Origin of the sequence: Haloarcula quadrata, from assembly GCF_003634715.1 — an archaeon.
Taxonomy (GTDB): Archaea; Halobacteriota; Halobacteria; order Halobacteriales; family Haloarculaceae; genus Haloarcula; species Haloarcula marismortui.
This window is the reverse complement of sequence record NZ_RBWW01000002.1, coordinates 347,655-361,524: the sequence shown is the minus strand read 5'-3', so window position 1 is coordinate 361,524 and position 13,870 is coordinate 347,655. Positions and strand designations below refer to the sequence as shown.

The window sequence follows — 13,870 nt, the reverse complement described above, 5'->3', positions numbered from 1 at the left end:
CGCTTGCTACCGGCAGGACGGTGTTGAGGGAACCGGAATCGTCGAACCGGGGCTTCCTTACTCCGGTACTTCGCCTTCGACAGCGTCGACGAAACTGTTCATCTCCTGGAACAGGAACTCGTCGCTCTCGCCCTCGAACGGCGAACCGGCCCAGACATCGAGTTCGCCGTTGACGATTTGTTCTTCCGTCTCGGCGACGGTGTCTTTGACCTCTTGGGGGACCTCCGGTCCCCACTCGTCGAGCGTGGGCAGGTTCGTCTCCATGCCGCCCCAGAAGGCATCGGCTTCCCAGGTTCCGTCCCGGACTGCGGAGACGGCCGGGCCGTACACCTCTTCCCAGTTCCACACTGGTGAGATGAGGTAGTTGTCGCCGCCAAACTCGCCCATCGGCGCGTTGTAGCCGGAGGCCCACACATCCGCCTCGTTTGCGGCCCTGACCGGAGCAGGGGAGTCCTGCTCTTGCGAGATGACGTCACACCCTTCATCGATAAGCGAGTTGGCCGCCTGCTTTGAGGTCTGGGGGTCGAACCACGCGTTGACCCACCGGATTTTGAATGTCGCGTCCGGGTTCACCGACCGCGCGCCGAGCGCCATCGCGTTGATGGAGCGAATGACTTCGGGGATCGGGAACGCGGCGACGTAGCCGATGGTGTTGTTCTCGGTTACCATCCCGGCCGCCTGCCCGGCGAGATACCGGGGCTGGTAGATCCGGCCCATGTACCGTCCCATGTTCTCCCGGGTGCGATAGCCGGTCGCGTGTTCGAAGTACGTGTCGGGGTACTGTTCCGCAATGCTGAACATCGGGTCTTGGTAGCCAAACGTCGTCCCGAAGACGATGTCAGCGTCACCCTGCGCGTACTGCTCGAAAACGCGTTCCGAGTCCTCTGGCGCGACAGCTTCCGTGTACTCGGTTTCCAGCCAGTCGTACTCCTCGTCGACCGTCTTTCGCCCCTCGTCGTGAGCCCAAGACCATCCGAGGTCGCCCACCTCTGAGATGTACACCCAGGCAGCCGTGACGGAGTCCGACCCGGAGCCCCCATCGCCGCTGGTCGTCGTGCCGTCAGCCGTGTCTGTGTCGTCGCTTCCACCACTACAGCCGGCTAGTGCGGTTACTCCTGTCGCCCCGAGGGCACCCAGCATCTCCCGCCGCGATATCGTTCGGTTGGTATTCACCATTACTGAACTGGGTAGAGGTAGCGGAAACTCCTACTTAAGCGATACCATTCTTGACCGTACAGCGAACGAACATATCCGGAAAAAATTGACCGAAACTCCCATTCACGCTTGAATAATGTTACGAACGTTGTTATATTCGCCCGAGAGCCACAGCAACACCCAGGCGATTACTGTCGTCGGAGACCGGTGGCGGGGTCAGTTGGGGACCTCGCCCTCGACGGCGTCGACGTAGCTACTCATCTCCTGGAAGAGGAACTCGTCATTCTCGCCCTCGAACGCCGAACCGGCCCAGACATCCAGTTCTCCGTCAAGTATCGCCGACCGCGACTCCGAAACGGTGTCTTTCGCTTCCTGTGGCACCTCTGGCCCCCAGTCGTCTAAACTACAGATACCCGACTCGATGCCTTCCCAGTATGCATCGGATTCCCAGCTGCCGTCCCTGACAGATTCGATGGTTGGACCGTAGAACTCCTCCCAGTGCCAGATCGGGGACGTGAGATAGTTCTCACCGGCGATGTCGCCCATCGGGGCGTCGTAGCCGGTCGCCCAGATACCCGCATCGGAGGCTGCACGGAGTGCAGCGGGGGAGTCCTGGTGCTGGGCCATCACGTCGACATCCTCGTCCAGCAAGGCGTTTGCCGCCTCGCTCTCGGTCGGGGGGTCGAACCAGGAGTTCGTCCATCTGACCTTCAGCGTCGCGCTGTCGTTGACAGACGCGGCTCCGAGCGCGTAGGCGTTGATACCGCGGATGACCTCCGGAATCGGGAACGCCGCCACGTATCCCAGCGTGTCTGTCTCCGTCACGGTCCCGGCCGCCTGCCCGGCGAGATACCGGGGCTGGTAGATCCGGCCCATGTACCGCCCCATGTTCTCCATCGTCAGGTAGCCCGTGTTGTGCTCGAAGTACGTGTCGGAGTACTGCTCCGCCACGGACGCCATCGGGTCCTGATACTCGAACGTACAGCCGAAGATGATATCGGCATCACCCTGTGCGTACTGTTCGAACACCCGCTCGGAATCGGCTGGGGCGACAGCCTCGGTGTACTCGGTCTCTAGCCAGTCGTACTCTTCTGCGACTGCCTTCCGCCCTTCGTTGTGGGCCCACGACCAGCCGAGGTCACCGACCTCCGAGTTGTACACCCATGCGGCGGTAATCGAATCCATGCCGTCACTGCTGGTCGCAGTACCGTCACCAGCCCCGCCGTCGCCGGTGTCGGTGGTTGCCTCGCCATCGCCCCCGTCACCACCACCGCTACAACCGGCTAACCCGGTTATTCCTGCCGCGCCAAGTGCTGTCAGTAACTCCCGTCTCGATCTGGCATGTTTCTTGTCAACCATTAACTAACCGAATAGCCATTTCGGAAACAATCACTTAAATTGTTCCGTTCACGCAGCTTTCTCTCTCCTATTTTCCAAATATGTGCCACAAAAGTACCCCTATCAAATGGTAACTGAATACAATATGAATCATATGTTCATCCTGCTGGGTATCGCGACAGACTGAGTGACCGTTAACAATGGACACCAGCACACAACAACTGATACTTGGCAAATGTCCGGCATTTCCCGTGTTGGACGGCGAATATGGCTACCTTTGGAAACAATTATGCCACTACATTGTTGATACCCGGCCAAGACCACAGAGCATGTCCGAACACACCACGCTCAGGATGGAGGGGATTCTGAAGGAGTTCCCTGGGGTCGTCGCCAACGACCACGTCAACCTCTCCGTCGAGCGCGGGGAAATCCACGGCCTCCTCGGCGAAAACGGCGCGGGAAAGAGTACGCTGATGAAGATTCTGTACGGGCTTTACTCGCAGGACGCCGGCGATATCTATCTCGACGGCGAGCGACTCGATCTGGGGTCCCCACAGGACGCCATCGACGCCGGCATCGGGATGGTCCACCAGCACTTCATGCTGATTCCACGCCTCACAGTCGCCGAGAACGTCGTACTCGGTGAACGTGAGCCGGCCACAGCGTTCCGCGGCGATTCGGAGGACAACTGGCTCCCGGCGGCAGTCCGGAACAACAGTCTCGTCCAATCGCTCGCCGGACAGTTTTCGCTAGGTCTCGATGTGCCCGAGCAACGGATTCAGGATTTGGCCGACCAGTACGGGTTCGACATCGACGTGAGCGCGAAGATCTGGGAGCTTGATGTTGGCCAGCAACAGCGCGTCGAGATACTCAAGGCGCTGTACCGGGATGTCGACCTCCTGATTCTCGACGAACCCACGGCAGTCCTCACGCCGACCGAGGCTGAGCGGCTCTTCGACTCGCTCGAACGGCTGACTGACGAAGGACTCTCGATAATCTTCATTACGCACAAGCTCACTGAGGTCGACGCCATCGTCGACCGGGTGACGGTGCTCCGGGAGGGAGAAAACGTTGGCACCGCCGAGGTGTCGTCAGTCTCCCGGGCAGACCTCGCGGAGATGATGGTCGGTCGCGAAGTCCTGTTCGAAATAGACAGGGAAGCGATCGACTTGGGCGACCCAGTTTTGCGCGCACGCGGGGTCGAAGCCACCGACAATCGAGATATCGAAGCGCTCTCGGGTATTGACCTGACGGTTCGGCAGGGCGAAATCGTCGGGATTGCGGGCGTCAGCGGTAACGGCCAGAAGGAGCTCGCGGAGGTCATGGCCGGCATTCGGGACGTAACGGCCGGCGAGCTAGTGGTCAACGGTGAAGACATTACCGGCGCGAAACCGAAGACGTTCGTCGACAGCGGCGTCTCGTTCGTCCCTGAGGACCGACTCCAGTACGGCTGTGCCGAGGACCTCTCGGTGATGCACAACGCCACGATGAAAGACTTCAGGGACAGCCGGTTTGGCGACCGGCCGTTTCTGGACTACGGGGAACTCCGCGACTACGCCGAAACACTGGTCGATGAGTTCGATGTCCGCGGCGTCAGCGACGTGACTGAGACACAGGCCGGCGACCTTTCCGGGGGGAACCTCCAGAAACTCATTCTGGCGCGGGAAATCTACCGCGACCCGGACCTCCTCATTGCGAACCAACCGACCCGCGGCGTCGACGTCGGGGCAATCGAGTTCATCAGGGAGACGCTGCTCGAACAGCGCAAGGCAGGAACGGGTATCATCCTCCTCTCGGAGGACTTAGACGAGATATTCGACCTGAGCGACAGGATTCTCGTCGTGTACGAGGGTGAGTTCGTCTACGAGACGACACCGGCCGAAGCCGACCGGGAACGGATCGGTCTGGAGATGACCGGTGGTGGTGGAGACGACGGCAAGACGGTTGCGCCGCCCCAGCACGGAGCCACACAGGAGAGTGAGAGCTGATGAACGTCGCAGTAACCGTCGATGCGCGCGAGGACATTCCGGCCTGGCTCTCCTACGGGACGCCCGTGTTCACCGTGCTGGCTGCACTGGCGGTGAGCGCTATCGCGCTGGTCGTCCTCGACGTGAACCCTGTCGCGGCGTACACGACGATGTTCGTTGACACGCTCGTGACCGAGTTCGGTCTCAGTGAGACGCTAACAAAGGCAGTTCCGCTGATTCTCACGGGTCTGGCGGTGTATCTCCCGCTGAAGGCGGGCCTGTTCAACATTGGGGCAGAGGGCCAGCTCGTCGCCGGCGCGCTTGCAGGGACGTGGATCGGGCTGAACGTCTCGCTCCCGGGCCTCGCACTGATTCCGCTGATGTTCGTCGCTGCAGCCGTAGCCGGCGGTATCTGGGCTGGTATTCCGGCGTACCTGCGTGCGAAGTGGGATGTCAACGAGATCATCACGTCGCTACTGCTGACGTTCGTCGCGCTCGAAATCCAGAGCTACCTGCTCCGGGGACCGATGCAGGGCGGGACCGGGAACTTCCCGCAATCAGACCGGTTTTCTGAGGCCGCGACGATTCCGGAACTGTTCGGCGGTGTCCACGCTGGGCTGCTCGCCGCCCTCTGCATGGTCGTCGTGACGTATGTCCTGATGACGAGAACGCGACTCGGGTTCGAAATCACGTTCGTCGGCTCGAACGACGAGGCCGCCCAGCAGGCCGGGATGAGCAAGTTCTACGTGTATCTGCTCGTGTTTGTCGTCGGGGGCGCGTTCGCGGCCATGGGCGGCATCAGCGAGATCGCCGGCGCACAGGGTCGATACCGTGCCGGGTTCGAACCCGGATACGGCTTTACAGCCATTCCCATTGCGCTGCTCGGCCGCAACAGCGCGTTCAAGGTGATGCTCGCTGGCCTGTTTTTCGCCGTGCTGTTCGTCGGCGGGTCAAGCATGGAAGTGGCATTCGGTGTGCCCGCGGCGCTGGTCGAGATCATCCAGGCGCTGGTCATTCTCTTCCTGATCACGGCGGAGTTTTTCAAGAGCTACCGTGTCGGTATCGATCTAAAACGCGGGCCAGCGGAGACGCCAGCCCAGCCACAGCGGGGTGACGACTGATGGTGAGCTTCATCGCCGGCCTGCTCGATGCGACTGTTCAGGCGGCGACGGTGCTTCTCCTCGCTGGGATGGGCGAACTCATCAGCGAGCGGGCGGGCGTCCTCAACCTCGGCGTCGAGGGCATGATGCTCGTCGGCGCACTCGGGGGATTCATCACCACCGTCCTCACGGGGAGCCACTGGCTCGGATTCGGCGTCGGCATCCTCCTCGGGATGGTGCTGGCGCTGGTCCACGCGTTCCTCTGTATCACGCTGAAGTCGAACCAGGTCATCAGCGGCGTCATGCTGACGCTTCTTGGGACCGGGCTGACGACGTTCTTCGGCTCCGGCTGGGTCGAAGAGTCGATCAACGGCTTCCCGCAGATAACGTTCCCGCTCGTCGGTCAGTACCTTGTCGGTATCCCGGTCATCGGCGAGGCCCTCTTCCGGAGCACGGCAACGGACTACCTCGCGCTCGGCCTGCTGGTCGTGGTCTGGTACTTCCTGCACCACTCGAATCTCGGGCTGGAGATGATTGCTGTCGGTGAGGACCCGGAGATGGCGGACACGATGGGCGTGTCCGTGTTCAGACTGCGGTACCTCGCGGTGCTCATCGGCGGCGGGTTCGCCGGCGCGGCCGGCGCTCACCTCTCGCTGGCCTTCTCACAGCTCTGGGTCCCCGGCATGACCGCGGGCCGGGGCTGGATCGCTGTCGCGCTGGTTATCTTCGCGCAGTGGCGGCCCCGCCGGATGCTCGTGGGGGCGTATCTGTTCGGGCTGCTCGACGCGCTCCGCATTCGCTCCCAGTCGATCTCGTTGACGCTTGGCCCCGATGCGCCCCTCGCGGGCGTCATCAATCCCATCGTCGAGTTTCTCATGACGCCACAGATAATGGGGACGTACCCGTATCTGGCGACGATTATCGTGCTGGCGTACGCCGTCATCCGGACCAAGAGCGACCAGCTTGCGGTCCCCTCGGCGCTGTTGCAGTCCTACAGTCGCGAGACGGACTGAGCGGTCCGCGACGCGGGCCAATACCGGCGGCCACACCTCCCACAGACCGTGTGTGTGGCCAAATCTATTTATCGGTATTCGGAGAATCCAGCATGTCCCATGAGCGCCAATCAGGTCTTCGAGAGAGGCGACCGTGTCGGTATCTACTTGCAGGACAAACACTCGCTAGAAGAGAACGTCGAACTCGTGCAGTACGCGGAAGAGCAGGGCATCGACGAGATATGGCAGGCTGAATCGCGACTCGCACGTGACGCCGTCTCCCCGCTCGGCGCGTACGCCGCGGTCACCGATGACATCAAACTCGGGACGGGCGTCATCAACAACTGGACGCGCAACGCGGCGCTGATCGCACAGTCGATGAGCACGCTCGAGGAACTCGCCGGCCCGGACCGCATCATGTGTGGTATCGGGGCCTGGTGGGACCCGCTGGCCGAGAAGGTCGGTATTGACCGCAGTGGCGCACTCCGGGCGATGCGCGAATGTGTCGAGGTGACACAGGACCTGCTGGACATGGAAAACGTCACCTATGACGGGGAGTTCGTCCAGATGCGCGACGTGGAACTGGACGTGGTCCACGGCGACGGCGGGCCGCGAACCGTCCCCGTCTACGTTGGCGGGACCGGGTTCAAGATGCTGGAACTCACCGGCCACTTCGCCGACGGGGCACTGTTGAACTACCTTGTCAGCCCGGAGTACAACGAGAAGGCCCTTGACGCACTGGAGACCGGGGCGGAGCGTGGTGGTCGCTCTCTTGACGACATCGACCGGCCCCAGCTCGTCGTCTGCTCGATGGACCACGACGAAGAGAAAGCCCTGGACAACGCCCGCGAACTCATCACGCAGTACCTCGGGCAACAGCCACACATCATGAAAGCCAGCGGCGTCAGCCAGGACCTCATCGACGAGGTGGGTGAAACCATCGGCGGGTGGCCGGCCGACAAGGACGACATCAAAGAGGGCATGCACCTCATTCCAGACGACGTGGTGCACAAACTCACCGCCAGCGGCACGCCCGAACAGTGTCGGGAGAAAGTCCGGGAGTACGCAGAGACGGGCTGTCAGTGCCCGATTCTCTATCCGCTTGGCGACGACCGGCGGCTGATGATCGACGAGTTTGCGGACGGCTACCTGTAACTAGGGACGGCGCGCAGCCACGCGGCACAGACCCCCCTTCCTGTTGTTAATTGTGGTTGAGACGGGATACTCGTTCCCTCGTGGTGGCGCAGACGTACTGCCGACAGTATCAGTCGTCGTCGACCGGCGGCGCGCCTGCTCCCGTCTCGACAGGATCGGGTTCCAGTCCTGCGGTGTACTCAGTTGGCCCGGTTCCGACACTCCCGCCGGGGAACACAATATTGAGAATGAGGGCGGCCATCCCACCGGTGACAAGTGCGGACCCGAACAGCGTCTGTACCTCAGACGGGAAGTTCTGGAGGATTTCAGGGCGGAACGCGACGCCGAGGCCGAGCGCCATCGACATCGCAAGGATGGTCGAATTGCGGTGGTCTAACTCGACGTTTTGCGTGATGAGGCGTGCGCCCGAGGAGAATATCATCGCGAACAGGATAAGCGCGCCGCCGCCCAGCACGGCGTCGGGCATCGCCGAGACGACTGCGCCGACTTTCGGGACAAATCCGAGTGCAAGCAGCACGACGCCCCCGATGCCGGCGACGTACCGGCTGGCGACGCCGGTGAAGTTCACGAGGCCGACGTTCTGCGAGAACGACGTGTTCGGGAGCGCGTTGAACACCGCACCGAAAACGCTCATGACGCCGTCAGCGACGAGGCCGCCACGGATTTCCTCGCGCGTGGCGTTCCGACCGGTTGCGGATACCGTCCCCGAGATGTCCCCGATAGTCTCCATGCCGGTAATGATGTAGAGGAAGGCCACGGTGACGACGGCGCTTGGCTCGAAGGCGAGGCCGTACTTGAGCGGAACGGGAACCGTCACCCAGCCGGCAGCGGCGACTGCCGAGAGGTCAACCACACCTAGCGCAAGCGCGGCGAGGTAGCCGACGATGATGCCCACGAATACGCTGATGACGCGGAGAAAGCCCTCGAAGAACTGGTTCAGCCCGACCGTGACTATCAGCACGAGCCCCGCGAGGCCGAGATTCACGAAGGAGCCGTATCCCTCCGCTGATGGGCCGGCCGAGGCCCCCGCGGCGTAGTTCATGCCCGTGGGGATGAGCGTCAATCCGATGAGCATTACGACGATACCGGTGACCAGCGGGGGGAAGAACCGCCGGAACCGGTCGAACGAGACGCCCATGATGACCTCGACCGGCGCGGCAAGCAGTGACGCGCCGAAGACGGCGGCGATACCGAACTGGTTGCCGATGCCGATAAGCGGCCCGAGAAACGCGAAACTGGTCCCCATGACGACCGGGAGCCGCGCGCCGACGGGGCCGACCGGGTACGCCTGAACGATGGTCGCAATGCCGGCGACGATGAGTGCCATCTGGACGAGAAACGTCGTCTCCCCTGTGACGGAGCCGACAGCCCCGGCAAGGATGAGCGGGGGCGCAACGTTGCCCAGAAACATCGCGAGCACGTGCTGGATGCCGAGTGGAATCGCCTTCCCCAGCGGCGGTTTGTCTTCGATATCGTACAGTACGACTGACTGCTGTTCTGCCTCTGGACCGCTCATGGGACGCCATCCAGCCCCCTATCTTTTCAATCCACCTACTAGAATCCTTATATCAATATATGTGTTTAACTCTGTCCGAGATACCTATTCGAATGTCTCACTAATTTGTGATACTCGTTGGATATGCGACTTGCTATACTTTGCAACTGCAACTCCATCGACTCGGAAGTGTATTGAAACTGATCGCAAAATGGCAGTGTGCGGGCCCGTGTCGGGGCAACTGTCCGGTCGTCAGTCGTCGGCTGCGGCTTCTTCGGCCGTGCCGTACAGACCTTCGACCTCTGCGATTTCGGGGTCGATTCGATCCACCCCGCCGGTCGCCTTCTCGGCGCTTTTCGTGTCCTTCAGGCCGAAGCCGGTGGACACCACGACGACCGTTTCGTCCTGTTCGATGATTCCCCGGTCGAGCGCCGTCTGAACGCCCGCGATAGGCGCTGCTCCCGCCGGCTCGGAGTAGATTCCTTCGGTGCTGCCAAGTAGCGTTTCGGCTTTCAGAATCTCTTCATCGGAGACCAGCACGCTCGTTCCACCGCTCTGTTCCAGCGCGCGGCAAGCCTTAATCGTGTTCCGCGGCCGTCCGACTGCGATTGAATCGGCCAGCGTTTCGGCGATATCGTCGATATCCTCGTGGTTGTGGAAGGCGTCGTGGATCGCCGACGCCCCTTCAGCCTGAACCCCCAGCATTTTAGGGTGGTCGTCGACGCATCCGTTCTAGTCTAACTTGATTCGGCTGACAGAGATTGTGCCAGAGCTGGTGATACATCTACGGTGAATAACTGGCGCTGAAGATTCGATCTGCTCGTGTGTGACAGCCTGAACTTCTCTCAGGAGGAAGAAGCACTGAATTGCCCATCTGGACCGAGTAGCGCAGCTAACCAGCGACGCGAATCCAGCGTTCTCGCTGGATTACGCGAGCTTGGCGTCAAACGAGTTGTACTGTACCTCCTCAAGCAATAAGGTACGGTGAGCGTTCGGGTTCAATCCGTCGTTCATCAGCGATTTGACGAGACTTGGCGTCTCATAGCCGAGTCGCCGAGCGACTCGGCGGAGTATCCGATCATTCCGGCGGCTCACAGCCTTTGCCCAGCGCTCTCGTGGCAGCAGTGACGACGGCTCAATGTCGTCGTCACTGCAGTTGTCTTCGAGAATCTCGATGAACAGTTCTCGAAGTGTCCGGCTCACAACGAGTGAAATGAGGCTGATCAGAATGAGCGCTTCAACGACCTCTGGTTTGGTTGTATCCATCTTGTCAAGGGCGTATGTAGTCTTGAGTTCACGGAAGAGAAGCTCTACTTCCCATCTAGCTTGGTAGAGCTTTGCGATATCTGAGGCAGCGTAGTCGTCAGCTGGAAGATTCGTGATGTAGAGGTGGTACTGCTGTTGGTCCTCGTTCCAGACACCAACGACGCGAAACGTCTCAACGGCACGGCTGCGCGTGCCGTTGTAGACGCGTCGCTTGAACTCGACCTCGCTCTTGGCATCAATCACGTCACGATGCAGATCGTCCAGAATATCCTGAACTTTTTCTCCCTCCAGAGAAATGGCGTTGCCACGCCATTCCCTGAGTTCGTCGACGATCTTCGGTTGTGCGTTTGGCTTCAACCGCGTCAGGAACCAGCCGCCGTTAGTGTCGATCAAGTCCATCGTCCGGTACTCGAAGTACGCCTGATCGTACAGCAGCAGTGCGTTCTCCAGCCATGGTCCAGTCGACAACTGCGTTGACTCGTGCGTGCGAGCGTCTGTGATAGAAAACTCGGTAGGGAGGCCTGTACTGGTTGATTCGACCACGTGGAGCTTCGCTCCAGCGTGGTCGTCACCAAAGCCAGGGAACTCATCAAACAGCTCCTGGAACAGCGTAATGACTGTCATATCCACGATGAAGACTTCACGGAACTCCTCAAACCGTCCTTGGAGACGGTCGCTCTCGTGATCGAGGTCCTCAAGGGCCTCCTTGAGGACCTCTCGAAGGAATGTACACAGTTCAGGCGTGAACCACTCGTAGAAGGATGAGTACCTGATCGTGCCACCAAAGGTATCGATGTAGGTTTGGCGGAACGCTTCGATTGTTCTGTGCCCGGCTGAGAGAAATCCGAGCGCAAGCGCCCAGAACAGAGCGTCAGCTTCCAACTTCCCGCCGTCGCGCTGCACCAGTCCGGTTGCGCGAGCCAGCTCGCGCAGCCGGCTGTTTGGAAAAGTATTCACCAACCGCTCTTCGATTACCTCATCCGGTGGTAGTTTCATTCACTTTCCACCGGTTTCTCATCCCGGTAACATCTGGTGGTTTTCCTGCTAACTCAGCCTTAGCCTAGAACGGATGGTCGTCGACGTAGCCGAGGTCGTAGAACTCCTTGAACCCCTTCCAGGCCCCGGCAATCGTACAGCCGTCGCCCATCGAGAAGACGACCCAGTCCGGGACGTGTCCGCGGGCGATAGACTGGTCTGCGAGTTCGTGGCCGACGGTGCGCTTGCCCTCGACCTGGAACGGATTGATAGCCGCGTTGCGGTTGTACCAGCCGTACTTCTCGGTGACCTCGACGCTGAGGTCGTAGGCTTCGTCGTAGTTGCCGTTGACAGCAAGGACATCCGCGCCGTAGACGAGCGGCTGTGCGAGTTTCCCTGTCGGGGCGTCACCGGGGACGAAAATACGGCAGTCCATCCCCCCGCGGGCGGCGTAGCCCGACAGTGACGCGGCGGCGTTCCCGGTCGAGGCGCAGGTGATGATATCGCGCCCGGCGTGTTTGGCTTTCGTGACAGCGATAGCGCTGGCACGGTCCTTGAAACACCCCGTCGGGTTCCGTCCGTCGTCTTTGACCAGTGTCTCGACGCCCAGCGCAGCGCTGAGATTCGGCGCGTCGAAGAGGTCCGTCCCGCCCTCGTTGAGCGTCACGATATCGGCGTCCGCTGCGACTGGCAGAAACGCCTCGTACTTCCATTGACTTGCGATTGGCCCGCCGAGGTCGCCGTCAAACGCATCATCGATAGCATCGTAGTCGTACGTTACTTCGAGAATTCCCTTCACTCCCTCGTGTTCGGGACAGGTGTAGATGATCCGGTTCGGGTCGTACTCCGCCCCACAGAGTGTACACTCGAGGGTTGTGACTTGCGTCATGCCCATACTACTTCCTCAGTACAACTGGGTATAAAACCGTACTGTGGCTTCAGCCCGATTGTCAGGCATCCCCCTCTGTTGTGGCTGACACACCTTCACACACTGGCCGCACACGCCACACATCTATTTGTGAACTGGCTATCAGGTCAATGGACGGCAAAACGCTACAACGGGCGGTTCAGGAATTGGCCACGGCCCGCCGTTGACCGAACCCTGTGGTCCTTTGCGACAATCTCACCGCCAGCGATGACTGTGTCCACGCGCGCGCTCCAGTGCTGTCCCTCGTATGGCGTCCAGCCACCGACGAACGTGTGGTCGTCAGCGGTAACTTCGTACTCCCCGTCCCGGATGAGAACCACGTCCGCATCTGTGCCCTGCTGCAGTGAACCTTTTCGGGGGTAGATGCCAGCACTTCGGGCCGGAGCCGCGCATACGAGTTCATGGAGCCGTGGCCACGAAAGCCGACTCTTGTGGACGCCCTCACTGACGAGGAACTCGACCATTGTTTCGACGCCCGGGAGGCCGGCGTATGGCTCCCAGATGTCATCCCAGCCGACATCCCGAGTCTCGCGGTACGTCGGGAAGTGGTCCGTGCCGATGAGGTCGATCGTCCCGTCCTGAACCGCATCCCAGAGCCGCTCCCGCTCGGCATCGGACTTGAGGCTTGGATTGACCTTCAGGAACGGTCCCTTGTCGGCAACGTCCTCCTTCGAGAAGGCCAGATACTGCGGACAGGTTTCGAGCGTGACTGGGACGTTCGCTCGCGATTTGAAGCGGCTGGCCTCGCGCGCGCCGCTCCCGCTTGAGATGTGGACGACGTGCAGCGGGCAGTCGGCGTATTCCGCGAAATAGCCCGCCCGAGAGATCGCGTCAAGTTCGGCTTCGAGCGGTCGTGAATCCATGTACACCTCAGGGTCATCGCTGACGATAGTCGACCGCGCGTCGTCAAGGAGTCCCTGCGTCTCGCAGTGGACGCGAACTGTTCCGCCAGCATCGCCGACGTGCCGCATGAGTGCTGCGATGGACGCGTCACTCGCCAGATACGGGTCAGCGGTAAACGTTTTGAAATCCGCTACTCCGGCGCTCATGATACCAGACACGTCGATATCGGGGTCCTGAATATTGCCCGCAACGAGGCCAAAATCGATGTGGGCCAGCGTCGAACACGTCTCCGCTTTCCTCTGTATTGCCTCCGGCGTCGTGACGGGTGTCTGCGTCGGTAGCTCGATGACTGTCGTCACTCCACCGGCAACCGCACTCGCGGTCTGGGACGCGAAATCGATACCATCAGGAAACAGTTCGTCGTCGTGCATGTGTGTGTGCACGTCGGTAGCGCCCGGGAGCGCGACCATGCCGTCCGCGTCGATGACGGTGTCCGGATTACTGGGGGTTGGGACCGCCGACGCCGGACCAGCAGCGTCTATCGTTCCGTCGGACATCGTGATTTCACCGTGCTGGACACCCGATGCCCTCACCACCTGTGCGTCTTTAATGTGAATGTCTGTCATGATAGAACAGCCCGGGCGAATGACGAAAAC

9 protein-coding genes and 2 pseudogenes are annotated in these 13,870 nt (G+C 60.9%); 4 read left to right on the top strand and 7 right to left on the bottom strand.

Features of this window, described 5'->3' with window-relative positions; all coding sequences use genetic code 11:
* Nucleotides 1-57: 57 nt before the first annotated feature.
* A complete protein-coding gene (locus tag BDK61_RS18995) occupies nucleotides 58-1,176 on the bottom strand; it encodes a BMP family ABC transporter substrate-binding protein (protein WP_121304135.1) in 1,119 nt (372 codons plus the stop codon).
* A 195-nt stretch (nucleotides 1,177-1,371) separates the two neighbouring features.
* Nucleotides 1,372-2,514, bottom strand: a complete 1,143-nt coding sequence (locus tag BDK61_RS18990) for a BMP family ABC transporter substrate-binding protein (protein ID WP_121304133.1) — start codon at nucleotides 2,512-2,514, stop codon at nucleotides 1,372-1,374.
* Between the two features lie 308 nt (nucleotides 2,515-2,822).
* On the opposite strand from BDK61_RS18990, the gene BDK61_RS18985 reads away from it, so the two are divergent.
* The 4 genes from BDK61_RS18985 (at nucleotide 2,823) to BDK61_RS18970 (ending at nucleotide 7,707) form a co-directional block, all read left to right on the top strand.
* Entirely contained in the window at nucleotides 2,823-4,481 is a 1,659-nt protein-coding gene (locus BDK61_RS18985) for an ABC transporter ATP-binding protein (RefSeq protein ID WP_121304132.1), read from the top strand.
* On the top strand, nucleotides 4,481-5,581 hold the full coding sequence (locus tag BDK61_RS18980) for an ABC transporter permease (RefSeq protein WP_004965466.1): 1,101 nt from the start codon (nucleotides 4,481-4,483) through the stop codon (nucleotides 5,579-5,581). The genes BDK61_RS18985 and BDK61_RS18980 overlap by 1 nt, the downstream gene beginning before the upstream one ends.
* Nucleotides 5,581-6,573 carry an ABC transporter permease gene (locus BDK61_RS18975; protein WP_004965464.1) on the top strand — a complete coding sequence of 331 codons (993 nt, stop codon included), beginning with the start codon at nucleotides 5,581-5,583 and terminating at the stop codon, nucleotides 6,571-6,573. The genes BDK61_RS18980 and BDK61_RS18975 overlap by 1 nt, the downstream gene beginning before the upstream one ends.
* 99 nt (nucleotides 6,574-6,672) lie before the next feature.
* Nucleotides 6,673-7,707, top strand: a complete 1,035-nt coding sequence (locus BDK61_RS18970) for an LLM class flavin-dependent oxidoreductase (protein WP_121304131.1) — start codon at nucleotides 6,673-6,675, stop codon at nucleotides 7,705-7,707.
* A 109-nt stretch (nucleotides 7,708-7,816) separates the two neighbouring features.
* On the opposite strand, the gene BDK61_RS18965 is transcribed toward BDK61_RS18970, so the two are convergent.
* The 5 genes and pseudogenes from BDK61_RS18965 to BDK61_RS18945 form a co-directional block, all read right to left on the bottom strand.
* Nucleotides 7,817-9,223 carry a uracil-xanthine permease family protein gene (locus BDK61_RS18965; protein ID WP_007190617.1) on the bottom strand — a complete coding sequence of 469 codons (1,407 nt, stop codon included), beginning with the start codon at nucleotides 9,221-9,223 and terminating at the stop codon, nucleotides 7,817-7,819.
* 231 nt (nucleotides 9,224-9,454) lie between these two features.
* Nucleotides 9,455-9,931, bottom strand: a pseudogene (locus BDK61_RS18960) (threonine synthase); the annotation flags it as partial.
* A 198-nt stretch (nucleotides 9,932-10,129) separates the two neighbouring features.
* On the bottom strand, nucleotides 10,130-11,464 hold the full coding sequence (locus tag BDK61_RS18955) for an IS4 family transposase (RefSeq protein ID WP_244209796.1): 1,335 nt from the start codon (nucleotides 11,462-11,464) through the stop codon (nucleotides 10,130-10,132).
* Between the two features lie 70 nt (nucleotides 11,465-11,534).
* A pseudogene (locus BDK61_RS18950) lies at nucleotides 11,535-12,338 on the bottom strand (threonine synthase); the annotation flags it as partial.
* 158 nt (nucleotides 12,339-12,496) lie between these two features.
* A complete protein-coding gene (locus tag BDK61_RS18945; protein WP_121304129.1) occupies nucleotides 12,497-13,840 on the bottom strand; it encodes a dihydroorotase in 1,344 nt (447 codons plus the stop codon).
* Between the last annotated feature and the right edge of the window lie 30 nt (nucleotides 13,841-13,870).

Bases quoted from the DNA above. Each gene is read 5' to 3' on its own strand.
- BDK61_RS18995 (WP_121304135.1), bottom strand. From the start codon at position 1,176: ATGGTGAATACCAACCGAACGATATCGCGGCGGGAGATGCTGGGTGCC.
- BDK61_RS18990 (WP_121304133.1), bottom strand. From the start codon at position 2,514: ATGGTTGACAAGAAACATGCCAGATCGAGACGGGAGTTACTGACAGCA.
- BDK61_RS18985 (WP_121304132.1), top strand. From the start codon at position 2,823: ATGTCCGAACACACCACGCTCAGGATGGAGGGGATTCTGAAGGAGTTC.
- BDK61_RS18980 (WP_004965466.1), top strand. From the start codon at position 4,481: ATGAACGTCGCAGTAACCGTCGATGCGCGCGAGGACATTCCGGCCTGG.
- BDK61_RS18975 (WP_004965464.1), top strand. From the start codon at position 5,581: ATGGTGAGCTTCATCGCCGGCCTGCTCGATGCGACTGTTCAGGCGGCG.
- BDK61_RS18970 (WP_121304131.1), top strand. From the start codon at position 6,673: ATGAGCGCCAATCAGGTCTTCGAGAGAGGCGACCGTGTCGGTATCTAC.
- BDK61_RS18965 (WP_007190617.1), bottom strand. From the start codon at position 9,223: ATGAGCGGTCCAGAGGCAGAACAGCAGTCAGTCGTACTGTACGATATC.
- BDK61_RS18955 (WP_244209796.1), bottom strand. From the start codon at position 11,464: ATGAAACTACCACCGGATGAGGTAATCGAAGAGCGGTTGGTGAATACT.
- BDK61_RS18945 (WP_121304129.1), bottom strand. From the start codon at position 13,840: ATGACAGACATTCACATTAAAGACGCACAGGTGGTGAGGGCATCGGGT.